The 25720-nt window shown below is 35.5% G+C and carries 25 protein-coding genes and 1 pseudogene; 20 read left to right on the top strand and 6 right to left on the bottom strand.

Features of this window, described 5'->3' with window-relative positions:
- Positions 1 to 10: 10 nt before the first annotated feature.
- The 4 genes from ACQCPR_RS18470 to ACQCPR_RS18455 all read left to right on the top strand — a co-directional run bounded on the left by ACQCPR_RS18470 (position 11) and on the right by ACQCPR_RS18455 (position 3343).
- Entirely contained in the window at positions 11 to 478 is a 468-nt protein-coding gene (locus ACQCPR_RS18470; protein ID WP_340880647.1) for a YndM family protein, read from the top strand.
- A 71-nt stretch (positions 479 to 549) separates the two neighbouring features.
- Positions 550 to 756 carry a hypothetical protein gene (locus ACQCPR_RS18465; RefSeq protein ID WP_427137759.1) on the top strand — a complete coding sequence of 69 codons (207 nt, stop codon included), beginning with the start codon at positions 550 to 552 and terminating at the stop codon, positions 754 to 756.
- Between the two features lie 120 nt (positions 757 to 876).
- Entirely contained in the window at positions 877 to 2322 is a 1446-nt protein-coding gene (locus tag ACQCPR_RS18460) for a hypothetical protein (protein WP_090565898.1), read from the top strand.
- Positions 2323 to 2431: 109 nt separating this feature from the next.
- Positions 2432 to 3343 carry an EamA family transporter gene (locus ACQCPR_RS18455; protein ID WP_090566541.1) on the top strand — a complete coding sequence of 304 codons (912 nt, stop codon included), beginning with the start codon at positions 2432 to 2434 and terminating at the stop codon, positions 3341 to 3343.
- Between the two features lie 72 nt (positions 3344 to 3415).
- Here the strand turns inward: ACQCPR_RS18455 and ACQCPR_RS18450 are convergent, their stop codons facing one another.
- From ACQCPR_RS18450 to ACQCPR_RS18440, 3 genes are all read right to left on the bottom strand, one after another.
- Entirely contained in the window at positions 3416 to 4381 is a 966-nt protein-coding gene (locus ACQCPR_RS18450) for a polysaccharide biosynthesis protein (protein ID WP_427137758.1), read from the bottom strand.
- Positions 4382 to 4436: 55 nt separating this feature from the next.
- Positions 4437 to 5060: a DUF1796 family putative cysteine peptidase gene (locus ACQCPR_RS18445; protein ID WP_340880644.1), complete on the bottom strand. Its 624-nt coding sequence runs from the start codon at positions 5058 to 5060 to the stop codon at positions 4437 to 4439.
- 224 nt (positions 5061 to 5284) lie between these two features.
- On the bottom strand, positions 5285 to 5656 hold the full coding sequence (locus ACQCPR_RS18440; protein WP_427137757.1) for a DUF4183 domain-containing protein: 372 nt from the start codon (positions 5654 to 5656) through the stop codon (positions 5285 to 5287).
- 406 nt (positions 5657 to 6062) lie between these two features.
- On the opposite strand from ACQCPR_RS18440, the gene ACQCPR_RS18435 reads away from it, so the two are divergent.
- The 11 genes from ACQCPR_RS18435 to ACQCPR_RS18385 all read left to right on the top strand — a co-directional run bounded on the left by ACQCPR_RS18435 (position 6063) and on the right by ACQCPR_RS18385 (position 14685).
- Positions 6063 to 6422 (top strand): DUF4183 domain-containing protein, encoded by a 360-nt coding sequence (locus ACQCPR_RS18435; protein ID WP_427137756.1) that lies wholly within the window; start codon positions 6063 to 6065, stop codon positions 6420 to 6422.
- A gap of 69 nt (positions 6423 to 6491) precedes the next feature.
- Complete coding sequence (locus ACQCPR_RS18430; protein ID WP_090565908.1) at positions 6492 to 7745, top strand: glycosyltransferase family 4 protein; 1254 nt, start codon at positions 6492 to 6494, stop codon at positions 7743 to 7745.
- On the top strand, positions 7711 to 8361 hold the full coding sequence (locus ACQCPR_RS18425; RefSeq protein WP_427137755.1) for a hypothetical protein: 651 nt from the start codon (positions 7711 to 7713) through the stop codon (positions 8359 to 8361). Before ACQCPR_RS18430 ends, ACQCPR_RS18425 begins: the two co-directional genes overlap by 35 nt.
- A 172-nt stretch (positions 8362 to 8533) precedes the next feature.
- Entirely contained in the window at positions 8534 to 9484 is a 951-nt protein-coding gene (locus tag ACQCPR_RS18420) for an NAD-dependent epimerase/dehydratase family protein (protein ID WP_090565913.1), read from the top strand.
- A complete protein-coding gene (locus ACQCPR_RS18415; RefSeq protein ID WP_427137754.1) occupies positions 9481 to 10380 on the top strand; it encodes an NAD-dependent epimerase/dehydratase family protein in 900 nt (299 codons plus the stop codon). Before ACQCPR_RS18420 ends, ACQCPR_RS18415 begins: the two co-directional genes overlap by 4 nt.
- Positions 10381 to 10649: 269 nt before the next feature.
- Positions 10650 to 11171 (top strand): tubby C-terminal domain-like protein, encoded by a 522-nt coding sequence (locus ACQCPR_RS18410; RefSeq protein ID WP_427137753.1) that lies wholly within the window; start codon positions 10650 to 10652, stop codon positions 11169 to 11171.
- Between the two features lie 139 nt (positions 11172 to 11310).
- Positions 11311 to 11730, top strand: a complete 420-nt coding sequence (locus ACQCPR_RS18405; protein ID WP_090565919.1) for an organic hydroperoxide resistance protein — start codon at positions 11311 to 11313, stop codon at positions 11728 to 11730.
- 24 nt (positions 11731 to 11754) lie between these two features.
- Positions 11755 to 12192, top strand: a complete 438-nt coding sequence (locus tag ACQCPR_RS18400; protein ID WP_427137752.1) for a MarR family winged helix-turn-helix transcriptional regulator — start codon at positions 11755 to 11757, stop codon at positions 12190 to 12192.
- A 5-nt stretch (positions 12193 to 12197) separates the two neighbouring features.
- On the top strand, positions 12198 to 12674 hold the full coding sequence (locus ACQCPR_RS18395) for a glutathione peroxidase (protein WP_090565923.1): 477 nt from the start codon (positions 12198 to 12200) through the stop codon (positions 12672 to 12674).
- Positions 12675 to 12769: 95 nt separating this feature from the next.
- Complete coding sequence (locus tag ACQCPR_RS18390) at positions 12770 to 13120, top strand: hypothetical protein (RefSeq protein WP_090565926.1); 351 nt, start codon at positions 12770 to 12772, stop codon at positions 13118 to 13120.
- A 131-nt stretch (positions 13121 to 13251) separates the two neighbouring features.
- Positions 13252 to 14685 carry an MATE family efflux transporter gene (locus ACQCPR_RS18385; RefSeq protein ID WP_427137751.1) on the top strand — a complete coding sequence of 478 codons (1434 nt, stop codon included), beginning with the start codon at positions 13252 to 13254 and terminating at the stop codon, positions 14683 to 14685.
- Between the two features lie 312 nt (positions 14686 to 14997).
- Here the strand turns inward: ACQCPR_RS18385 and ACQCPR_RS18380 are convergent, their stop codons facing one another.
- Complete coding sequence (locus ACQCPR_RS18380; protein WP_427137750.1) at positions 14998 to 16173, bottom strand: aminotransferase class I/II-fold pyridoxal phosphate-dependent enzyme; 1176 nt, start codon at positions 16171 to 16173, stop codon at positions 14998 to 15000.
- A 287-nt stretch (positions 16174 to 16460) separates the two neighbouring features.
- Between ACQCPR_RS18380 and ACQCPR_RS18375 the strand changes: the two genes are divergently transcribed.
- Positions 16461 to 17201 (top strand): gluconate 2-dehydrogenase subunit 3 family protein, encoded by a 741-nt coding sequence (locus ACQCPR_RS18375; protein ID WP_427137749.1) that lies wholly within the window; start codon positions 16461 to 16463, stop codon positions 17199 to 17201.
- 22 nt (positions 17202 to 17223) lie between these two features.
- Positions 17224 to 18936: a GMC family oxidoreductase gene (locus ACQCPR_RS18370; protein WP_090565938.1), complete on the top strand. Its 1713-nt coding sequence runs from the start codon at positions 17224 to 17226 to the stop codon at positions 18934 to 18936.
- A 390-nt stretch (positions 18937 to 19326) separates the two neighbouring features.
- Here ACQCPR_RS18370 and ACQCPR_RS18365 read toward each other — a convergent pair.
- Positions 19327 to 19725: pseudogene (locus ACQCPR_RS18365) on the bottom strand (transposase); the annotation flags it as partial.
- Between the two features lie 547 nt (positions 19726 to 20272).
- Between ACQCPR_RS18365 and ACQCPR_RS18360 the strand changes: the two are divergent.
- The 3 genes from ACQCPR_RS18360 (at position 20273) to ACQCPR_RS18350 (ending at position 24323) form a co-directional block, all read left to right on the top strand.
- Entirely contained in the window at positions 20273 to 21484 is a 1212-nt protein-coding gene (locus ACQCPR_RS18360) for an ATP-grasp domain-containing protein (protein WP_090565941.1), read from the top strand.
- Positions 21485 to 21530: 46 nt separating this feature from the next.
- On the top strand, positions 21531 to 21956 hold the full coding sequence (locus tag ACQCPR_RS18355; protein ID WP_090565944.1) for a CotY/CotZ family spore coat protein: 426 nt from the start codon (positions 21531 to 21533) through the stop codon (positions 21954 to 21956).
- A 198-nt stretch (positions 21957 to 22154) separates the two neighbouring features.
- A complete protein-coding gene (locus ACQCPR_RS18350; RefSeq protein ID WP_090565947.1) occupies positions 22155 to 24323 on the top strand; it encodes a YheC/YheD family protein in 2169 nt (722 codons plus the stop codon).
- A 52-nt stretch (positions 24324 to 24375) separates the two neighbouring features.
- On the opposite strand, the gene ACQCPR_RS18345 is transcribed toward ACQCPR_RS18350, so the two are convergent.
- On the bottom strand, positions 24376 to 25611 hold the full coding sequence (locus ACQCPR_RS18345) for an ATP-grasp domain-containing protein (RefSeq protein ID WP_427137748.1): 1236 nt from the start codon (positions 25609 to 25611) through the stop codon (positions 24376 to 24378).
- Positions 25612 to 25720: the final 109 nt, after the last annotated feature.

Here is a 25720-nt window from a genome sequence, read left to right as displayed (position 1 = left end):
GGTTAAAATAATGTATATGAAAGCTTTATTTATGAAATTTCTCATGATAACTGCGGTGCTATGGGTTGTTTTAAGCCTTATTTATGATGTGTCTTTTACTGACGTACTTATTACTAGTGTGGTTCTTACAGCAGTAGGATATGTAGGAGATGTCTTTATATTACCTAAAATAGGAAATGTATGGGCAGCTATAAGTGATTTTGTTATTGCTTATGCAGTTATTTACTTCCTTGGTTCCTATATTTATGAGCAACCACTAGCCTTAGGAACAGCCGCTTTTATATCTGCGCTGATATTAATGGTAGGAGAACTCTTGTTACACCGATATATGCACACAAATATTTTCGAACCGAGGAAATCTAACCCCAATGAAAAAGTGGGATATTACAACCGAACGAATTTACAGACTGAATTTGCAGAAGAAGTGGAAATTGAATCCTTTTCCAAAGAAGTAAAAGGAAAAAACTCAAAGAGGTAATAAATTATAAACATTGAGGTATATATATCAGTCTTTCGACCATTCTAATATGGTCAAGGAGGTGAGCAGTCATGGGAAACAATAATAATCGCAATAATAACAACAACAATAACCGTAATAACAACAACCAAAATAATCCAGCTGAGTTCGGTGAGGATTTCAACTTTGACAATTTAAACGAGCAAAACCAAAACGAACAAAACAGAAACAATAACAACCAAAACCAACGTAATAACAATCGCAATAACAACAATAACAACAATAACAACCTTAAGTAACTAATTGCTTCTAATACAGTTATTCCTAAAGTTAACTTTAGGAATGACTGTATTTTTGGTTTATGAATAGAGCAAGTGAGGTAAATAAGAATAATTAATAACCAAAAGTAGGTGGATAAAATGGATAGTTTAGTAATTCGACCTTTGGATGTTACGGATGCGTACATGACTTATCTATTCCCATTTTCTTTTCGAGAGAAAGATCGTCAAAAGTTAATGGAGCAGCTAGAAAAGCACCATTTCACCTTTTTTACTTTAGAAAAAGAAGAGCTACAAGACATGTATTATGGAGATGATATAAAAATCTCTCATGAGGAATTGGAACAGTTCTTTTTGCCGTTCATTGAAGATAAACTATTCCCTCCTAATACCAATAATAGGGGCTTTTTGCGTTACTCTAAAGTAGTTGAAGATTATTTTACATATGAATTGAATGATAACAAATTCAATTTTATCATTAATAGTGTGGACATTGTTTTATGTCCTTTTGGTATTGGTATAATCACCATACGTTCCGCAATGAATCAGGATCAGGAAACATTAACAAGAATATTGGATCATATTAGTCACTTTCGAGTGCTAGAGCCTAAGCTTTCATTTGATAAAGGATCTAAAATTCACTATAAAAGTAAAGTATTTAAAACTACAAATGAGCTCGTTTTTGACTATTTATGTCAGCCTCTAAAGCCATTTATCATCCACGACGAAAAGTTAGCAGGTTATTATGGCAGCCTCCCTTATTTTGAAGATGAGCGAATGCATACATCTGTATTTTTAGTTGGGGCAAATAATACTGAAATTACAGATGACCAGTTGTTCCGTCTGGCGCATTTAGATGGGATGGATATAGAAGGGAATGAGTTTATCTCTAGCTCGAATTCCAATTATGTGAAGCGATATGTGAGCGACCGAATTCATGATCGTTGGGCACCGAATACATATGTAATTGCTTCAGAACACACCCAAGCAACTATTTCCAATAAGAAAAAAGAAAGTTTAAAGCAAGAGATTTCCCAGTTTATGAGTGTGCATTATTATAATTTAATGCTGCATTATTACTATAAGATTATGCTATTAAAGGTTTCCTTTGAGCATAGTGAAGTTAGTTGGGCAAAGGATAAAAGATATGTGGAGGAATTAATAGAACTGATATCAAAATTTTACTCACGTTATTATTTTGAAGAGGTTTCTGCTAGATCCGAAGGGAAAGAGCTAACGCAACAGTTACGTAAAGTATTCCGTTTACAGAATCTTTTCAATGAAGTAAAACAAACTGTAGATGACTTGTACCGTGCTCAAGATAATCAATCAGGCAAACGAAATAATTCCCTGTTATTTATGTTAACTATTTTTACAGTAGTTTCCGGTATTTATGGGATGAACCTAGTCATTGAGGATTGGAAGGGAAAAACAGATTGGGCAAAAGTTCCAGGGTATTCCTTTTTTGAGTGGATAGCGCTTATTACTTCGTTAACTGGAATTGGCCTAGCTGTCACCTTAGTAGGTTACACAAGTGGTAAAGGTATTTACAATAGGTATAGAAAATGGAAAAGAGACAGGTCCTAAAACTTCTTATCAATGGATAAGAAGTTTTTTGTATTTCCTATTTTCAGCAATATCCAGTATATTAAGATTAGTTTATAAGTATAGAAAAGTATTAGAATGGGGTAAAAAAGTGAATCAAACAAATACATCTAAATCAATTGTGTTACCATTAATCATTTCCATTGTAGCAATTTCTTTTGCAGCCATTTTTGTTAAATGGTCTCATGCACCCGCTACTATATTAAGTATGTATCGAATGATTTTAGCCACTCTATTGTTACTACCAGTCGTTTGGTTTAAAAGAGCGGAGTTTAAAAAACTAACAAATAAAGAATGGCTACTACTATTCGTTGCAGGTATGTTCTTAGCTTTACATTTTGCCCTATGGTTTGGATCTTTAAAACTGACAACAGTTGCTAGTTCAACTATCATTCTTGCACTGCAACCTATTATCGCATTGATCGGTGGTGTCATTATATTTAAAGAAAGAACGACTAAATCTGCACTTATGACCATGGGTATTGCAGTGATAGGAGCAGTAATGGTCGGATGGGGAGATTTTGGCCTAAGTAGAAATGCCATTCTTGGGGATATACTTTCTTTTCTAAGCGTTATTGCTGTTGTCGGGTATTTATTAATTGGGCAAAAAGCAGTGAAAAAAGTTTCGCATTGGATTTATAGTTTTGCTGTTTTTGGATTCGCTGCTATCGCGCTTGTTGTCTATAACATGCTGACAGGCGTTACAATGGGAGGTTATGATTTAAAAGAATGGGGAATTTTCGTATTGTTAGCAGTTGTACCAACAATTTCTCATTTGATAAATAACTGGCTAATGAATTATGTAACTGCAACAACTATATCTATGAGTATTTTAGGTGAGCCTGTGGGGGCAACTATTCTTGCTGCTATTTTCCTAGGAGAACGGCTAGTAGGCTGGCAAATTGTTGGTGGTATTCTTGTGCTCGTTGGTGTATTTTTGTTTATCCTGCAGCAGATGAATCGATATCCTACAAGTAAAATACAAAAAACTAGACAATCTTAGAGAGTCTAGTTTTTTTGCATTAATTTAGCTTGATCTCTATTTCGGAATGTTTAGTCTAATTCAAATTGCTATTTATTTTAAAAAGCCACCTTCTATTAATAGCTCTTTAATTTCTTGTTTGGTCATTAGTTTTTGTTTCGTATCTATTAGAATAGCAGGCACGGTTGAATTTTGGTTGGTAGAGTTTGAGGAAGAGATCTTTATCAAATCTTTGTTGAATACGGTAGCCATTGGTATTTCATTTTCTGCAATTAGTACCTCGTGGGTCTTTTCTCCAGCTCGAGCTCCGATTTCTAGGATGTGGACATCTTTTTTGTGAAAGTACTCAATTAGTACTTCTGCCAAGTCGAGTATATTACAAGCGTTCATATGCATGACAAAAATCTCTCCTCCATTTCCTAACTCGGTGGCCTGAAGAAGAGTTTTGATTGCCTGTTGAGGCGTGACAAAATATCGTGTCATTTTTTTATCAGTAATGCGAATTTGATTTTCTTCTTCTAATTGTTTGATGAAAATTGGTAGTACACTACCGCTACTTCCAAGCACATTCCCTCCTCGAATGCATAAGAACCTTGTGGGCGAACCCAATTCGTTTGCACAAAGAATCAGCTTTTCTCCAAGTGCCTTTGTCATGCCATACGTATTAGCTGGGTCTGCTGCTTTATCTGTAGAAACGTAAATTACTTTTTTTACTTGGTTCTTTATGGAAGCTTCAATTACATTCTGCGTTCCAACTATATTCGTTTTAATAGATTCTAGAGGATTCTCCTCACAGACAGGTACATGTTTAAGTGCAGCTAAGTGAAACACATAATCTACCCCAACACAGGCTGCCGAAAGAGCATTTTCATCTCGTATATCCCCTATATTAAATTGTAGTCTTGTATCTTCAAAATTTCTTCGCATCATGACTTGTCTATTTTCATTTCTTGAAAAGATAATAATTTTCCTAGGGTCAAGAAGAAGAAGTTGTTTGATTAATTCAATTCCCCATGAGCCTGTCCCCCCGGTTATCAATATTGTTGCATTGGTAAACACTATTTTTCCTCCCTAATAATTGATTGATTTTTTTAGAGACATTCGGTACATTCGGTCAAGTACGCAAACGAATCCCACTTAACACCTCTCTCCATAAGTCATGATTTCCTTCCCATTTATCTTTATTTGGAAACTCAATCGAACAAATTTTTTCTAATGGCCAACTTTTTTCTACAATTCCTTGAACATACGTATGGTTAATGAGTAAAACACTGAAATCATGTTTTACCAATCTAGATAGGACATCTTGTAAAACTGCTGCATCCTCGAGTGTTCCTTCTGTTCGGACAAATAGTATTCGTTTGGCGTTATTCATTTCTGAAAGAAAGCGTTGTATTCTTCTTTCGTATTTCTCCATGACTTCCGCGTAACCACCTAAATAAGTTAGTGTATTTTTTTCTCCATCAAAATCATGGTTGGAAACAAGATTATAGCCATCATCTGAAACGCAGATAAATGTATCAGCATATCCGATAACTCGTAGATTGTCATATTCGAGGAAATCCAAAAAACGATTTTCTAAAAGCTCATTTACCTTTGATAGTTCGACACTAGCCATCCAGTCTAGTACCCCTGAATATGGTCTCAAATTGTGTTTTTTTAGTTGGATAGATGCTAAGCAAAGGTCTCCTAGACTAAATATTGCATCATATTCTCCTTTAAGTTGACTTAAATCCATTATTTCACCCCCTTCAATCTTCAGCTTCAAGGCGTCATGTACACCTTATTTAATAGTTAATGCGATTTATTAAAAGGGAGCAGGGGCTAGTTTCCTATAAATAGAAAATATTTATATAGAAAGAAAGATAACCTTTAAGTTTTTTAGAATATCTTACTAGTTGATTGAAAGAACAAAGGCGATGTAGAGCTTTTATTCCAAATAAAAAAGACAGGTTGCCCTGTCTATTCTGATACAATCTCTGGATGGAAGTTGACTGTCTCCATAATAATGGGAGTCCCTTTAGGAATCTCGGAATCCTCTGGGAGAGAGATGAGTAAGGAACCTATTCCGTCCTCTCCAGCGGTGTAAGAAAAGTTTTCATCCATCTGCAGTACCCCGTTTATATATACATTAAAATAGCTATTGTTCAAATTCAGCGCTGGTAACGATTGTGCCGTTTCACCTTGATCATCAAAAAAACTTGAAGCGTTGATCTTATGAGTGGTAACTTCTGTTATTGTTTCTGGCACCTCATGAAAGTAGCGAGCGACAGTGGGTGAAGTTGAAATAGTTTGTTTTGGCGATATAGCTAATTTAACAATTTTTAAAGCCAAGTATGTTCCTCCTTTTCTTTTCTCTTTCAACATATGACTCAGAGTGAGTAGGAGGTATGGGCAGATGAGAATTTCTTGAAAAACGGGAAGAATGACCTAGGTATACACATTTTTGATTTTAAATGGATACACTAACTTTATCCCGCATTAAGGGCAGTGAGGCTTCTGTCTGATGTAATAAAGATTAAGTAGGAGACAACTGCATGCAAATGCCCTGCCTTAGTAGAAAATAGACGAAAACGTAACGTCGTGTGGACTCTTCTATATGACTCGTTACCTGCGAGCCTCGAGCCAACATGGGGTTGGTCACTAAGTCACTGCCGTAGTTCTATTGTCAATCAGTGGATGATGAAGAAAACCCATTTGATTGAAATTTCACTTTATTTCAGTTGGTAGGAGGGAAGAAATGAAAAACCAACCGTACGTCCCGCGGAGAGCGACTGCACATTTTTCACAGCCTTTAATCATTCCGATAGTGGTAAACAGACCAGAGTCCAAAGTAATTAGTCATAAAGAGGTTATTACAACTGAATTCTTTGTGTTATCCGATGGTATCAAGAAAGTATATACAGAGAGAGACGCTATTGCTGATTATGGAATTCAACGAATTATGAATCCAGTAAGTGTTTCCTATATGAATCTTTTTATTAACGGGATTTTACAACCAAAAGTAAATTATCAAGTAACCGAAGGAATACTTATTTTATTGACCGAGGATGTACCTGAAAAGGGGTGTCCAATTATTCTTCAAATGATTCGAATTTAATCGCCCACACACTATGGAGTTAATAGAAATATGTATAGAACATGCGGTTAAAACGGGGAGATGTATAATTTGAAAATCTTGCTAGCCACATATTGGTCTATTCCTCATTTAGGTGGGGTTTGGAACTATATGGTTCAATTGAAAAAGAAGTTAGAACAGCTTGGGCATGAAGTTCATATGCTTGGATATGATGAAGACAATTTGAATATCCATATGATTGGTTCAGATAAAAAGGTGCCAAGAGACAAGTTGCTACCTTTACTTCAAGCCAAAATAAACAAAGATAATTATCCCGAAATTTATGAAAATAAATTAGTCGAATACACAGAGTTCCAACGATATATTTTTGAATTAGGAACAGCTTACTTTGGTTTAGGAGATTATGATTTGATACACACACAAGATGTTATTTCAACAGCCTGTATCGATCGAATTCGTCCCAAGCATGTTCCGTTAGTTGCTACTTTACACGGTTCTGTCGCGCATGAAATCCATCATCAATTAACGACTATTCATAAAACACCTAATTCTTACATTGCCAGAGCGTATTACGATGATCTAGAACAACTAGGAGCAGGTACAGCAGAAAAAACTATCGTAGCGAACAATTGGTTGAGAAACATATTAATCGACGAATTTAAAGTGGTAGAGGAACAGATAAAAGTACTCCATTATGGCTTTGATACAGAAAGCTTTATAAAACAAATGAAAGTAAAAACACTTATTACACCACCCAAAAATAAAAAAGTAATCATCTATACTGGAAGACTTACTGACCTAAAAGGGATTAAATATTTGTTAGAGGCTCTAGGAAAACTAAAAAAAGAACGTCAAGATTGGGTTTGCTGGATAGTTGGGTCGGGCGATGGAGAATCTAAACTTCGAGTTAAAAGCAAGGTGCTTGGGCTAGATGATTACGTGCAGTTTCTAGGAAAACGTGAAGATGTTCCAGCTTTATTGGGAAAGGCCGATATTTATGTATTGCCTACGCTGTTAGAAAATCAGCCATTATCATTAATCGAAGCACAAATTGCAGGTAAGGCAACAATTGTTAGCGAAGTTGGAGGTCTACCAGAAATGGTGCAGCATAAGGTAACGGGTATATTGACACCTCCAGGGGATTCTAATACGTTGTTTGAAAACTTAAATTTACTTCTAAGTGATGAACAGCTACGAAAGAAACTGGGAACGAATGCGAAAAAGTGGGGTATGACACACTGGTCTATCGATCAAGGGATGAAAAGTTTGCTAGAAGTTTATAATGAGGTTGTTTCAATGAGGAAGAATGGTGACGAAGATGTCTCGAATAATCCAATACATTAAACTTTTTTTTCTAGCAATATTCTATAAATGTAAGACCTGGTGGGAGGGAATCTGGAGTTCAAAAGAATTCGATACAATATCGGAAAAACCAAATGAAGAAACTATCGTGTCTTCGGAGAATTACAAATCGAGATTTACCAATGAGGGAATAAATTCAGAAGTAGCAATAGTTAAAGAAATTTGGAATCAGATAGATAGTTCGCTTCCGGAGGGTGTAAAGTATCCTAATAACTCCACTATCAACCTCTTTAAGCCAATGAAATCAGATTACTATAATTTGTTGTTTCCTTACTCACCAACTACTCCAAATTTATTTGTGGATCGCTCATTATGGACAGATATTCTGAGTCATTTGCCAGAGGGGTACGAGATTCCTCCAAATGTAACAATAAAATTAATGAAGCCGATGAGTAGTGAATATTACGAGAATATTTTCACTTCCTCACAAGCAAATAAGAAAGTGTTTGTAGATAATCGTATTTGGGAAGAAATTATGAAAAATTTACCTATCACCTATATGATTCCTAATTTTCAAACAAATATAAGTGTGTGGACTAAAAGACAGAACATGGCTTCCCCAATAATTATGAAGCACCAATTTAGCGAAATTTCATAAAAACATATCCTTAGATGAATGATTCTTTTAAGATTCATTCATTTTTTAAATCTATTAGGATTCTGCTAACACCAGCATTAGGTAGTGCTGGACTTTCACTTTTATAAGGCACATGTCCCCATTTTTCTATTCAACTTGCATATATTATGGAAAAGATAAAAGGAGATTGGATATGAAAGTAATAGTTTCAGGGGGGGCGGGCTTCATAGGCTCTCATCTTGTTGATGCACTTATAGACAGAGGTATTGAGGTTTATATTATAGATAATTTGGTATCTGGACAAAAGGAAAATGTCAATCCACAAGCACAATTATATATCGTTGATATATGTAGCGAGGAAGCAAGTAAGATTATTATGGATATCCGACCAGATGCATTTTATCACTTAGCTGCACAAGCGGATGTTGGAAAATCTGTACAATATCCCAAGTATGATGGGGACGTAAATATTATTGGAACAATAAATATGCTGGAGGCTTGTCGTAAAGCAAATGTGAGGAAATTTATATTTGCAAGTACCTCGGCTGTATATGGAAATTTAAACAATGAATTACTTTCGGAAGATGAGATCACAGTTCCTGCTTCTTTTTATGGACTATCCAAGTTAACTGCAGAGTCTTACATAAGGCTTTTCTATGAACTTTATAGACAATCATATACAATTTTAAGGTACGCAAATGTATATGGTCCAAGGCAACTTCCTAAAGGAGAAGGTGGAGTTGTGTCTGTATTTTTCGATCGACTTCGAAAAGGTGGTCATATCAATGTGCATGGCGATGGAAAGCAAACGAGGGATTTTATATACGTAAAGGACATTGTTACTGCCAATATTGCAGCGCTGGAGAATGGCGACCAAGAAACGATACAAGTAAGTACATCACAAAGGACTTCTATCAATGAAATACTATCTTTTTTAACAGATATTCACGGGATTTCCATTCTAAGAGAATTTACCGCACCAAGAGAAGGAGATATTATGCATAGCTGCTTATGCAATAAAAAAGCTACTAATCTTTTAAGCTGGAAGCCACTCTATACAATTGAAGATGGATTAAAAGAAACATATGAGTTTCACCAACATGACATGACTAGCGCATATTTAGAGAGTGAGCAAATGGGATGACTAAGCAAAAATTAATAATAACAGGTGCAACAGGTTTTACAGGTATTCATGCATGTAGTTATTTCCAGCAAGCAGGCTACGAAGTAATTGGCGTTTCCAGACAACCATCCAAAATAGAAAACAATCAAGTTCATTTCGTGTCATGTGACTTAACCAATAAAGAAGAATTAACCGATCTGATACAAAGGAATAGACCAGACAGAGTGCTTCATTTGGCTGGTCAAAATCATGTGCCCTCTTCCTGGTCAAATCCAATTGCCTCATTAGAAACAAATACAATATCGACTGCCTATTTACTGGAAGCTATTCGACAGCAAACCCCTAACTGTAAAGTCCTAGTCGTTGGGTCAGCACTTCAATTTGATGCAAATGACATTACAACCCTGGATCACCCATATAGCTTGAGTAAAACTTTACAAGTGTTGGTAGCACAATCATGGGAATTATTATATGAAATGAATATTGTTATTGCTAAGCCTTCGAATTTAATAGGTCCAGGAAAATCCAACGGTGTTTGCTCCATTTTAGCTAGAAAGGTAGCAGAAATGGAATTACTCGGAGCGGAAAAAGTACTTACGGTGAATAATTTATTGGCACAACGGGATTTTCTCGATGTTCGTGATGCAGTTAGCGGTTATGAAATTCTATTTAAAAAGGGTCAATCAGGTAGTATACATGAAATGAATTCGGGATTGCCTAGATATTTAAAAGAAATTACTAGTAGTTTACAGGCTATTTCTAGCATTGATTTCACTGTAGAGTCTGTAGAAGAAAAATTAGAAGAGAAAATGAGTAAACTTCCTTCAGATCTCATATTAGAAAATATGCCAGCTTTAATCCCATTTGAAAAATCGATAGAGGATATTCTAAATTATCAGCGCGATTTATTGCGATAGGTGGTAAAATCTATAGGTGAAGCTATTTCGTTAAGGTTGCTCATGAACTTAAATGGTTCATGAGCTTTTCATTGTCTTTTAGATGACAATTATCCAAAAAGGAAATTGGCATTGTTATGCTATTTCCTGTTATGGACTTAGACGTTTTTGAGGGTTTGATCAAATTTAATTGGATTAAAGCGACTAACCCAAAAGGAAGCTAACAAGAAATTGTTTCCCGGGAAATAATAAAGTCGAGTTATGTTATATTTTTTACAGGAGGGATGAACGTGGCAAACTATACATACGAACAGCCTATTGATATTGAGGAGACTCCGAAAACCTCTGTTTATAATGAAAAGGGAGAAATCGTGTATATATTTCAACGATATTATTCCAATGGTTTAAAGAAGCGATTAGATAAAATAATGGATTACCGTTACTTTCTTTGGTATAACGTTTACGATACAAATGGTGAATTAAAGTGTATGTGTAAAAAAGTATCTCGCAAAGGAAAAGTTTATTTTGAAGCATTTGACTATACCGAAGAGAAGAAATACATAGTTGCGTATGATAAGTGGAAAGAACTAGTGCCAGACTTATTAATTACTGATGGTAATTTGCAGATTGAATTAGATAAAGAAATAGAAGGTTGGTCTAAATTTGTCTATAATGACGATGAGATCGCAAGGTGGAAGGCGAGTCTCGACAAGGTTTTTAAAATTCAACTTGAAGTAAATGACAATACTCCTGTAAATAACGCAGCATTCTTTATCGCAATTAGTCAGTGTGCTTTGTTTATAGGTTCCTAAAATAAAAATGTGTGAAGTTTTCAAGTCGAAAACTCCATGCATTTTTTATTTTACAAATGCATATCATTTTACATCGTACACGATATAGTTTACTGTGATAAATATATCGTACACGATTAAAATAAAAGGAGGGTGTAATATGAAAACATTATACGAAACAACTATTGTAAACACAGGTGGTCGACAAGGTGAGGTACATTCACTAGATAATATATTTTATCTGGATATTGCTAAACCGCAAGCTTTAGGTGGAGAAGCAACTACTGCATCAAACCCAGAACAGCTTTTTGCTGCAGGCTATAGTTCATGCTTTAATAGTGCCTTGGAGCTAGTGCTTGAACATGATAAAGTAAAAGTAGAAAAGAGTGAAGTTACCGCAACTATTTCATTAATCACCGATAACGAAAACGGTGGAGTGAAGTTAGCTGCTAAGCTAGAGGTCGAAATTTTTGGCTTAGACGATGAGCTAAAAGAAAAATATGTACAAAAAGCCCATGACTATTGCCCGTATTCTAAAGCAGTAAAAAACTCTATTGATGTAGAAATAATAGTATTATAAATAAATCTATTAGGTGTGATTTTTTTGAACAACCCTTCCAAATTGGAACAACAGCTATGCTTCGAGGTATACAAGGCATCTAGTAATTTTTCCAAATTATATGCCCGAACTTTAGAACCATTTCATTTAACATTCTCGCAATATCTAGTACTTCTCACGCTATGGGAACAGAATAACTTGTTAGTAAAGGATATCGGAAATCAATTAGGGCTTGGGATTGGAACATTGAATCCTATTATCAACCGTATGATCAGTAATGGATGGCTTAACAAACAGCAGTCTGATAAGGATCGACGAGCATTCGTTATTTCGTTAACGGAAAAGTCTATAGAGCAGGAGAAACCAATCGAACGGGCAATTATAAGTAAAATTACTAGTTGCAATTATTTAGAAATTAACGCACAGACTTTAATGACCAATCTAAAAGAGTTAAATGCAATTCTAAATCAACTTAAGGAGTGAGTAATATGAGCATTTATGATATTAAAGTTAAAAAATCTGATGGCCAAGAGTACGAGTTAAATGAGTATAAGGGAAAGCCAATGCTCATCGTCAACACTGCAACTAAATGTGGTCTAAGCGGTCAGTTTGATGGACTTGAAAGAATATATAATGATTATAAGGATGATGGGCTCGTTGTACTAGGATTCCCTTCAAATCAATTCAAGCAAGAATTAGGTAATGCTGAGGAAGCAGAGCAAGCTTGTCGAATGAGTTATGGCGTCACATTTCCAATGCATGAAATGACCAAGCTTAATGGAAAAGATGCGCATCCGCTCTTCCAACATTTAACCACTAACAGTAAAGGGATTTTATCGAAAAATATCAAATGGAATTTCACTAAATTTCTTGTCGATGAAAAAGGGGAAATCATTAAAAGATATGCACCAACAGATAGCCCAGAATCGATAAAAAAAGACATTGAAAAAATATTTTCTGAATGAATCATAAAACCTGGATATGGAATATTCAGGTTTTATATGTTTAGGATTTAATGTGAAAGGGAATAACAGGGAAAATGATGGAATGGGGAGATACAATGGGGAAATTAGTAGAAAAGGAACAAATACTTTTAGCATACTATGTTTGTAACTTCTTAGAAAAAAATGATAAAAACACAGGTGAACTAGGAGAAGTCTTAAAAAAAGCATTAGGCAATAATTTGGAAAGTATTCAGGGTGAACTAAATGATAAAGGTCTACTAAGTGATCATGATCGAATGATAACTAATGAGGGAATATTATATTTGGACAATTTATTACACATACCATCCGATGCTGTGGAGCGGAACAAATTAGCTTATGTGAAAGATAACCTTTTGACGTATGAGTTAGAGTTATCTGTTCCTGAAATCAGGGAGTATATTCATAAACATGTAGGAATTGAATAATATATAATGCACGTTGACTTCCAAATAGTCAAACGTGCATTTTTGTATTGCTGGAAAAATTGTACGAAATCACCTCAGTTCTTATAGCGTCTGCACTTTTCTTATAAACCTATAGTAGAAATGCATTTTCTATGGTAAGATTCTTCTTATCAAAATTTCAAGATAAAGAAGGAGTTGCAGTGGTAGTTACTAAAAAAAGCAATTTGGGAGAAAAGTTAAGCCTGTTCACCTTGACTTGGCCGATTTTTTTGGAAGTATTTTTGTTTATGTTAATGGGAATTGCGGATACATTCATGCTCAGTGCCCTTTCGGATGATGCAGTTTCAGGAGTAGGAGCAGCAAACCAGTATATTCATATAGCTATCTTAGTACTAGAGGTTGTTGGAAATGGTGCGGCAATTGTTGTTTCTCAATATTTAGGCTCAAGGCGTTATATAGAAGCATCGAAGATTTCAGGATTGGCAGTAACCCTAAACTTATGTGTGGGGATTCTCCTCAGTATTGGATTCGTTTTATTTTCTAAAAGTATGATGATTGCAATGAATCTGCAAGGGGATGTTCTAGTCCATGCTCATCAATATTTGACGATTGTTGGAGGGGCAATTTTTTTACAGGCTATTATTAATGCACTTTCGGCTATTATTCGTGTTCATGGTTATACGAAGCAGACAATGTTTGTTTCCCTTGGGATGAATATATTCCATGTCATAGGAAACTATGTGTTAATTTTCGGGAAATTTGGATTTCCAGAACTAGGCGTTCAAGGTGCAGCTATTTCATCTGTACTAAGTCGGTTTTTAGCATTACTTGTATTCTTCTGGCTGTTATACCGAGTGATGGAGTATCGAGTACAGGTTCACTATTACTTCACTTTGTCCAAAGAGTATATTAAAAAGATTTTACGGATTGGTCTTCCATCTGCATTTGAACAGATTTTATACCAAGGCTGTCAAATTGTATTCTTATACTACGTTACCTATTTAGGAGCAGAATCATTGGCAGCTAGGCAATATGCTGTGAATATATCGATGTTCACGTACTTATTTGCTATTGCAATTGGAATGGGAACAGCGATAATTGTCGGACGATTGGTAGGAGCAAATGAAAAAGATGAAGCATATAAATCAGTTTGGTTTAGTGTGAAATGGGCCATAGTTTTTACTGTAACAATGGTAACAATCGTCATCATTCTACGTTATCCACTTATGGGGTTATTTACTGACAATACACAAATTATCAAAATTGGTGCATCTGTGTTACTACTAAGTTTTGTATTAGAAACAGGACGAACGATAAATATAGTGATTATCAATTCATTACGTGCTGCAGGTGATGCAACTTTTCCGGTTATTATGGGTGCTCTATCTATGGTGATGATGAGTTTGCCATTGGGATATTTTTTGATTTTTGTAATGGATTTAGGTTTAGCAGGAGTTTGGCTAGCAATAGCAGCAGATGAATGGACTCGTGCTACAATTATGTACTTTAGATGGAAAAGTAGGCGTTGGGAAAGGTTTGCACTCGTACATCCTAAAGTGGAGGAAGATGGACTAAGAGATAGCTAGGCAGATCCTTGTCTAGTCACTCTTAGTCTTTTTTCTACTCCCAAAGATTGGAAATATATGATTAAACAAATAATATATATATCTATTAAAGGGTGAGGATTATATTAGATTAAACTCCCGTGAAAAAATATTTTCATAACTAACTTTAACGCCTAGTCTCAATAGTTAAAGTTAATCTGCAAAAAACTAGTTCGTTTTAATAGCTCCAACTAAAAACAATCTTTAGTCGATAAACAGACTAAAGATTATTTTTTATAATCGTGATAGAAGCTCATCTGTTATTTTGGGATTACAAAGAGCTTTATTCTAATATTAACAAATTGTAAGTACTTCTAATTTCTTTAATTGTTCTACCGCTTGTCTCAATACATCTATATCCTGCACTAATGCAACGCGAACGTAGCCTGCACCAGCGGACCCAAAAACGGTTCCTGGTACCATTACGACTCCAGTTTGATCAATTACTTGAAAGACGAAATCCATGTCATTCATTTCATGTGGATATTTTGCCCAAACGAACATCCCCCCAGTGGAAGGAGCGACTTTCCATCCAAGATCAGTTAATGCGTTTGTGAGGAAATGATGTCTCTCAGAAAATATCATACGCAAACGTTCTGTTATCTCTTCTGCATGGTTTAAGACAACAATTCCTGCTTCCTGAATGGGACCGTAAATCCCAAAATCTAAATTCGATTTTAGTTGCTTCATAATATTAATCATCTCTGCGTTTCCAGCAATATAAGCAATCCGAGTACCAGCAAGGCTAAAGCTTTTCGATAAAGAGTTGATCTCCATACCTACTTCTAATGCTCCCGGTGTTGAGAGGAAGCTGCTTGGCGAATTCCCAGTAAAATAGAATTCTGAATAAGCTGCATCATGTAGAACAGCTATATTGTATTTATTGGCAAAGGCAACAACTTTCTCAAAGAAAATCGGATCAGGCATTGCTGGAACTGGATTTCCTGGCAAATTTAATATCATTAGTTTTGCCTTCATTGCAATCTCTTTAGGTATTGCATCTAAATCAGGTAAAAACTTATTTTCTTCTAATAGTTCCATATAATAGGGTTCTGCACCAGCAAGTTTAATGCCAGCATCATAGGCTACATAACCAGGATTTGTCGTAAGAATAATATCTCCTTCATCACAAAAGGCAATTGGGAGATGGACAAGTCCTTCCTGTGAACCCATCGTTTGAACAATCTGAGTTTCTGGATCCAATAGAACATTGGAGCGACGTTTATAATAATCTGCAACTGCTTCATTGAAGCGTGTTGTTCCAGTAAGAGTATAGCCATATGAATCTGTTGCGTAGCTAAGATCTGATAATACTTTTCTAGCACGTTCATCTGGTGGAAGGTCAGGACTACCTAGGCTTAAATCATATAGGTCAAAGCCTAGAGCTTGCTTGGCAGCTGCGGCGGCTTTCAAATCCCCAAAAATTGCTTTTTTAAATAATGACATTTTAGTAGATGGTTGAACCTTCAATATAAGCACTCCTAACTCAAATAAAATTTTATGTTCTATCATATCATAATTTTCAATAAAATTGTGAGAAACATGAATGCAATATTTTACAAATGCCAATACTAGTATTTTCTACACAGAATCGCTAAACTGCATTCTTGCTTTTCGGACAAGTTTTAAAGTAATAATCTTCACGAAAGAACAAAATATGCTAATAAAACATGTTGAGTGATTAAAACTGAATAGATTTGTATATCCTTTTTTAAGAAGTTCCCAGTAAGATCATTTTCTTTAAGGAGACTATGTATATGACAGAAAAACCAAAAAACTATTCAAGAAGAGACTTTCTAAAAACGACAGGGATTGCTACTGGAGCATTAATTGGTGGCGGGTTAATCGGTGGCTTAGTTGGGTTAAATGTAGATAAGACAGATAAAAGTGTATCTGATACAGGAACTACAAATCATGAGATGGCAACTAACCAGGGATTCCAATTTTTTCAAAATCAGAGAGAGTTCGATGTGCTCTCAAATGCCACGGAACGTATTTTTCCGAAAGATGATTTAGGACCAGGTGCAATTGATTTGGGGGTACCTTATTTTATTGATCACCAACTAGCGGGACAGTATGGGAGTAATACAAAAGAATACATGCAAGGTCCGTTTGCTGTAGGTGCTAAAACTCAAGGATATCAGAGTCGGTTAACAAGAGCTTCAATTTTTAGGCAAGGAATTGCTAAGCTAGAAGAAGAGGCTAGTAATAGATTTGATAAGGGATTTTCTAGTTTAGAAGCTGAGCAAATGGATGAGATTCTAACAGCTTTTCAAAACGATGAAATTGCAATGACGGGAGTTACCTCAGCGTTTTTCTTCCGCTTACTTCGAACAGCAACATTAGAAGGAGCCTATGCGGATCCAATGTATGGTGGTAATCGAAACATGGATGGTTGGAAGATGAAAGAGTTTCCTGGACATCAAATGGCATATATAAATGTAATTGAAGAAGATAAATTCCAAAAAATCGAGCCAATGTCACTTGGCGGAATGTAAACGAAAGTAGAGGGGAAGATTTATGGCTACTACATTACCAAAAGTAGATGTCGTTATTGTTGGTTTAGGTTGGACTGGCGGAATCATTGCGGCAGAATGTGCAAAAGCTGGACTAAAGGTGATTGGTTTAGAAAGAGGAAGAAAACGAGGGACAGAAGACTATCAAAAAATACATGACGAGTATCGTTATGCTGTTCGTTATGAATTAATGCAGGAAGTATCAAAAGAGACTATTACTATTCGAAATAACCGAAAGATGCCTGCACTTCCAATGAGACAGATGAGTTCTTTTTTACTCGGTGAGGGATTAGGAGGTTCAGGAACACACTGGAATGGGCATACATGGAGATTTTATCCATATGATTTTCAAATTAAAACGATGACAGACGCAAAATATGGTCCAAATAAGTTATCCAGTGATTATTTACTTCAAGATTGGGGTGTTACCTACGACGAGTTAGAACCGTATTTTTATAAATATGATCAAACCGCAGGGATTTCCGGGGAAGATAAAAATCCATTTTGGGGTAAGAGGGCGCAGGACTTCCCGACACCTCCCATGAAAAAAACTCCCATCTTGAAAAAGTTTGAAGGAGCGACCAAGTCACTAGGCTATTCTCCTTTTATGCTACCCTCTGCAAATCTCTCGGAAGCATACACAAATCCAGATGGAGAGGTCATAAATGCATGTCAATATTGTGGTTTCTGTGAGCGATTTGGTTGTGAATATGGAGCCAAGACATCACCTGAAATAACCGTTATTCCGACGGCTACAAAAACCGGGAATTTTGAATCAAGATTTCATGCAAATGTATTGGAAGTTGTAAAAAATGGGGATAAGGTGACTGGTGTAAGATATTTAGACACACAGTCTGGGGAAGAATTTATCCAAGAAGCCGAAGTCGTTGTTCTAGCAAGCTACGTTATGAATAATGCAAAGCTGCTAATGGTATCTAAAATTGGTGAGCAATATGACCCTGAAACAGGAAGAGGAACACTTGGTAAGAATTATTGCTATCAAATATTACCTGGTGCAACTGGTTTCTTTGATGAGCAAATGAACACATTTATGGGGGCTGGAGCCCTTGGTATGTCTATCGATGATTATAATGCGGACAACTTCGATCATAGTGATTTAGATTTTATTCATGGTGGTAGTATTTCCATCACACAAACCGGATTTAGACCGATCGAAACGAATCCAATACAACGGGGTACACCAACCTGGGGTGCAGAATTCAAGAAAAATTCTATATACAATTACACTCGTACATTATCAATTGGAGCCCAAGGTGCATCGATGCCTCATAAGGAAAATTACTTGTCGCTTGATAGTAAATACAAGGATGTTTACGGGTTACCACTCCTCCAAATGACGTATAATTTTACGGATCAGGATAGAGCCTTGCATAAGTATATTACTGAAGTATCTACAAATATTATGAAGGAAATGGGAGCGAAAACGGTAGAAGGGAAAGAGGTCATAACGGATTACGATATCGTAGGCTATCAGACAACTCATAATACGGGTGGGACAATTATGGGGGCAAGTCCAGAAAATAGTGTAGTAAATCCATATTTACAACACTGGAATGCAGAGAATTTGTTTGTAGTTGGAGCAGGAAACTTCGCGCATAATGGAGGCTATAATCCAACCGGAACAGTAGCAGCGCTAGCTTATAAAAGCGCTGAAGGAATTATTAAATATAGTAAATCGGGTGGTTCACTAGTTTAATTATTAAACAGGATTGAAAAGCTATCAGCTCCTACAAAGGGTTCTGGTAGCTTTTTTTTAAGAAAGTATAAAAAAGTGATTCCTTAACACTGTTTTCAAGGTAATTTTTAAAAAAATAATACTACTGATTTTCGTTTCATGCGGACGCTTCCGGCGGGCGTTGCTTCAGCCTCCTCGCTGGAAAACATATGCTCCTGCGGTTACTCGTCGCAAAGACATTGCCCAAACAAAGTTTGACCAATGTCTTCGCTGTGGGGTCTTCAGCTAACGCTTTTTCCGCTGGAGTCGCCGCCGCCTTCCACTACAATCAATTAATTGAGTAGAACCCAACAAGAAGACTTAGTATGACTTATCGCTAAGATAATATGATTAGATGAAATTAATGTATAGTGAATGATGCCTTTGAACGGACTTCTTCCAGACAAACATGAATTTCTTGACGTTCGCTTCTATTTTTGTACCATCGATAAAAATCGTCTCTTGATCAATTAGCTTCTCTTCTACTAACTGGCAACGGAAGCGAACGAAGCGCTGACGAATAAGTTCTTTCATATCGGGGTGGATAGGGAAACGATTGATGGTACGGTAGCTTGGCTCGTATCCCTGAGCGAGCCACATCATGCGTGGATGATAGGTTGGACAGCAAGTGTGTCGGACAAAGGCATTAAACGCTTCGTGCGGAATACTTTCGACCAAATGGTGGATAGAAAAAGCAATATCATTTTTTTGTAATTTCACCTCTAAATCTAGCGATAAAATAAGTTGATTCATGTTATATTCTTTAAACATAGGGACACTTCTTTCATTTAGAATTTGGTAGTAGGATACTTAAATTTAAACAGAATGTGTCCTTTTTTGATACTTGAAATTATGCAGGGATTTTCTTGATATAGAAGAGATATCAGTTGTTTGGAGTGAAGGCGGCGACTCCTAGGGGACAAGCGCGTGGGAGAGACTACAGGCTCGACCCGTGCCCCCAGGAAAGCGTCCGTCGTAACGGAAAACAGCGGCTACGAAGTATATATAAAAATAAAGCAGTTCAATTTTACTCCATAGTAAAATTTGAACTGCTTTTAATTTTGAGATGGGTTTTGTCCCAGCCTCTTCAAAAATTCAATCGGTAATAATAAATATAGCAAAAAGTCTGTTCAGGCCCTTCGAAAGCGATAGAAACAGGTTTTGAACTAAAAGGATTGGGGGTTTCTTTTACCCGTTTTTTGGGGAGGCGTGAATGGAAAAATTATCTTCCTGTAATAGGCAATCAACGTTAGAGCTCTGTATTTTCGTTCATATTATATAAATACAGTAAGTATGGATGAAAATAGGTGGTTAATTTATGAAGTCGATTGTGTTCATAGGAAGTTATAACTCTGGTACAAGTAAAGAGGCTCTAATGGTTGCAAGTGAAATGGGGTACTGGGTTGTTTTGTTTACTGATAAGAACAACCAGCGGGAATACAAGGAAGCAAATGAAACTCTATTTATGAATAACTTGTTTGACGAACATCTAGTGATGAAAAAAATAGCTGAACTACAAAGGGAAGGGAAGGAAATATGCGCTTGCTTTAGTTTCATTGATCCCTATGTTTCTTATTCGATACGTCTATCTAATCGGTTAGGTGTTGGGAGGGCCTCATTGGAATCACTAATTTTAATGGAAGATAAAATAACTATAAGAGAAAAGTTTAAGCATTTATCTGTATCCCCTCATTACTGGATAATTCATCCAGGAACTCCCTTTCAAAGTTTAGACGCAGAGCTTGAACCCAATCTCCCTTTAATAATAAAAGCACCTGTTTCGAATGGCTCTAAGGACGTGTTAAAGGTTGAAACATTAGAAAATTTAGCAAAAAATATAATTGACTTGCAAAAAAGATATCCAAATAAATGCTTGCTAATTGAGGAATTTTTACAAGGACCGCAGTACTTGATTGAATTAGTGGTCCATCATGATGAGATAAAATTTATAGAGATAATTGAACAAGAAGTAATATATAATGGAAAATTTATTGTCATGGCTTATAAATATCCAGCAATGTTAGAAGAGGAAATACTAAATAGGCTCCGTTTGCATATATCGAGCATTATTGAACAAATAGGATTTTCTAATGGATCATGTCATATGGAGATGAAACTTGTCCAAGGTGAATGGAAACTGATTGAAATTAATCCGAGAATGTCGGGTGGTGCCATGAACAGAATTATTGAAGAAGGCACTGGTATTAATCTTCTAAAAGAAATATTAAAAGTTTATTTAGGAGAAGAGTTTTCTTTTATAAAAACGAGAAAAAAGTATGTATATGCTAGGTATTTAACGATAGAAAAAAGAGGTAAATTACTAAGAGTTATTGGTAAAGAACGGGCATTAGAGCATGATGATATTAAATATGTTCATATAAAACCGAAAATTGGAAGAGTTCTTAAAAGGCCTTATTCAATGGGTGATCGATACGCATGTATCGTTGCAGCATCCGAATCCGCAAAACAAGCAGAGGAGAATACTTTAGCGGCAGCTAAGGAGATAAAGTTTTATATGGAGCCTCTTTAATAGAACAAAAACTATATTAATAGTGTAGGAGGGAGTGAACTGTTAATTGTCCAGTGAAAGTTGTAATTATATATGTAAGGCGTTCTACGAATTAAAATTACTTCAAGATTTTTTACAAGACTCTCAAACAAAGTTTTTCGGAAATTTACTAGCTAAAATAGTAGGTACCGATACTATTCCCTTTCTACTTACAACAACAAAAGGAGACTTACTAACAATAAGCAATGTGCAGGATGGATTTGAAACTAACTACTTCAGAATTGAACTCGTTGATTTAGAAAAATGCTGTGTAACAATTTCACTACTGCGACCAATAGATATTGAAGGTAATGTGTCCAACGCTCCTTGTGATGTGGTTAGATTAGAGAAAACATCTATTTGCAGGGTTATTGATACAAACTTCATCTGTGCCATCCAAACTTTGGAGACCAAAATGTTAACAAGGAAAATTATTATTGAGCCTAAATGGTAGTGATAAACTTATCCCTTTGAAATTCTGAGGGTTTTTTTAATGATAGAGGATATTTTATATAAAAACTGAACGTTTGTCCGAATACAAGAAATAATTGTCGAATCTAATACTTATAAAGCGATGTTAAGTTTTGTTTCTTTATCGTCCATTGGGGTAATATTGCAAAGTTTAAATAGACTAAATATAAAGGAGATTAAAATGATAACAATAGGAATGTTACATCATCGAAAAGATCCTAAAACAGTCATCAAGTCATATGCGTATGCGGCTGTTGCGAGGGCCGAGGGAATTAACTTTTTTTTCTTTTCACCAGGAACAGTAAATTTTGTAAACAGAACAATTAGGGGTCAAGTGTATGAGAATGGAAACTGGCGTGAGAGAATAATGCCTTTCCCTGATGTAATATATAATGCTGGGAGTCCCGAAAAGCTAATAAAGTCAAAAGAAATAATTAACAAATTGAAAAGTTCTATTCCATTCACCACGAACTCAATCGGAAACAAGTGGAATATCAGTGAGAGATTAAAAGAGGCGAAGGAATTTACAAACTACTTAATTCCTACAGAAATTATAAAGGATTTAGAAACTTTTTATAAGTATATTTCTTCCTTTCACAAAGTTGTTTTTAAACCAATTGACGGAAGAAAAGGAAAAGGAATTTATTTCATTCATAAAGCAGACGAGAAGTATGAAGTAAGAAAGGATTCTGTAAGTACAACTTATACTAAAGAACAGTTAAGCGATATCCTCATAGAAAAGCTATCCACAGAGACCTTTATTGTTCAGCCTTATATACACTCCATTACAAAGTCTGGTCAAGTGTTTGACTTCAGGCTTCATGTACAAAAAAATGGAGAAGGAAAATGGGTAATTACCACTATCTATCCTAGAATTGCACCATCAGGATCAATTATTGCTAATATTAATAATGGGGGATATACAAATTACCTTGATCCTTTCTTGCAACAAGAGTTTAAAGAAGAGGCATTTAATATTAAACGTATGCTGGAGCACTTCTCTTTGTCGCTAGCGAATCATTTAGATGAAATTCAAATGATGAAGTATGGGGAAGTAATTGATGAAATCGGAATCGATATCGGATTAGATGAGAATTTAAAAATTTGGATTTATGAGGTTAACTGGCGACCGGGTTGCCCACCAGCATTCTATTTAGAATTAGACGTAGTAGTTAATTCTATAAGATATGCAAAGTTTATAGCTGAAAATCAAGCTAAAATAAACAAAGAGATAACCGAGAGTAAGAAGAACAACAGAAAAGAAAAAGTGGATCTTCCAATCATTGCGATAACTGGAAGTGCTGGAAAAACAACGTCTAAGGCATTTCTTGCATCTATCTTATCAAAAAAATGGACTATTTTTGAGTCTAAGGATTATTGGAATACGACGGAGCATACAAAAAAACACGCAGCAGCTATTAATGACACGCATGAAGCAGTTGTTCTAGAATATGGGATGGCTTATCCTGGGGTAATAACGGAGCATTGCAGCATTATACAGCCAACTATTAGTATAGTAACAAATATTGGTCTTGCACATGTAGGAAACTTCGATAGTGATATAAAAAAAGTAGCCCATGCAAAATCCGAATTAATTCATGGTATGGACCAATCTGGTATTTTAATTTTAAACAAGGATGATGATAATTCAAAGTATCTGGAGACCGATCAATTTAAAGGAAAAATAATGACAGTTGGTATAAAATCTCCAGCAAACTATAGAGCATATGATGTTAAATACGAGGAAAATGGAATGAGTTTTAAGATAAAGCTACAACGTCAGGAAATTACGTTGTTTATTCCTATATTGGGTGAACATCATGTATATAATGCATTGAATGCAATTGCTGTTGCAGATTACTTGGGCTTTACGCCAATGGAAATTAAAGCTGGACTTATTTTTAGAAAACCACCAAGAAGATTAACGATCTACAATTGCCGTGACAACATAACAGTCATCGATGACACTGTTCATTCACATCCACAAGGCGTAAGAGCTGCGCTTGATGTACTAACTAATATTAGGGGTAATCGAAAAATAGCTATTATAGGTCAAATGCGAGAATTGGGAGACCTAAGAGAGCAAGAATATAGTAAAGTTGGCGATTATGTGCATGAAAAGGGAATTGACATTTTAATCACATACGGATTTCGCACGGAAGAAATTGGAGCAGAGGCACTTAAAAAGGGCTTTCCAGCAAAGAATATTTATCACTACACTAACAAGGACCAAATGCATGAATTATTAAAAAAGATAGTGACAAAGGATGATACAATTTTAGTTAAGGGAGCAAGTAAAACAAATATGTTTGATACAGTTCATTTTTTAGATCAATTCTTCAAAGCATAGTCATTTAAATTTAAAATAATAGCTATAAGCAAATAAAAAATGAGAGCACTTATTAGGTGTCCTCATTTTCTTTAGGTTTTAGATGGAATTCAATTTGGTTAATAGCTGAATTTGCATGATCTTTAGCTTCTTTTAAGCTAGTGCCTGTTGCAATTACATATGCATATCGGTGTCCCATTGATAGCGGTGGAACTAGTAGAGACCCTTTTTTAGTTTTTACATAGACCTCAACGACTCCAGGGGAATTCTTTGCTCTCCCTTTTCCTGTAACTTTTTCGAGGATCCCTCTTTCTTCTGAGACAAAGTATTTAGTAAATACATGTTGGTGATGTTTTGGAGTAAGGTTTGGTTTTTCGCCTAGAAATAGCTTAAGCGTTTCTTCTACTAAACTAATTCCGAATGCTGCGTGTAGCATCTTATTCATTGCTCCACCAGAAATCCTTGGGTTAATCTCAATGAGTTTCCAACCTTGTTTAGATAAACGTAGTTCGAGGTGCAACGCACCATTTTCAATACCAAATGCCTTAGTAATTGAATGAAGAACGTCTTCTAGTCCTTTTTTTATTTTTTCTGGAACATCCACTAGAACTCCATATCCTGTAATGATAAACCTTTTTCCTCTAGTTATTTCCTGTTCAATAACTCCAACAATATGAGCATTTTTATTGTAAACGACGGCTTCAATTAAATATTGATCACCTCCAATATATTCTTCCAAGATTATCGTTTCTTTTGGATTTTTACTACGGAGAATGTCAATGTTATTTTCCAGTTGTACTTTTCTCTTTGCTAGGAGTACGTCTTTAGAACCTGTAGATTTCGGTGACTTAACTATAATAGGTAAACCTAAATTCTCAATTATTGAGTTTGTTGAAACAATATCATTTGGCTTGATAGATATAAATCTTGGTGTGTAAGATTCTTTTTGAAGAAACTGTCGGGTTTCCTCTTTGTCCTCCATCATTTTAATTGCTTTGGACGAATTATTATTATTACAAAATTCATCACAAAGAGTGGAAGCTATATGAACATAAGGATCTACAAAACTCACGATTGTTTTGACATCTACACCTTTAGTCTGAAGCATAGATATTTCCTCTCTCATTTCCTTCACGCTACTTGTGTCCACAAAAGTCATTTTATGAACATCTTTATATTCCTTCCTTTGTTGAAACTGCTTTTCATTATTTGTAAAAAGAATTGTAAAGTACCCCAATTTTTCAGCTGCTTTAATAGCTTCTCTACTGGAGCCTGATTTATTTGTACTTATAAAAATAATTGCTTTCACCCGGCTCACTCCCTTTTAAACAGACTCTTCTTATATGTATGACTGGCCATAAAAGATACATGGTTATATATCCCATTATTTTTTTAATAATTATCCAAACAACTTATAA

This window comes from Psychrobacillus psychrodurans (genome assembly GCF_050209195.1).
GTDB classification, from domain to species: Bacteria; Bacillota; Bacilli; order Bacillales_A; family Planococcaceae; genus Psychrobacillus; species Psychrobacillus psychrodurans.
The sequence above is the reverse complement of the archived record's forward strand: the minus strand, read 5'-3'. Positions and strand labels throughout refer to the sequence as shown.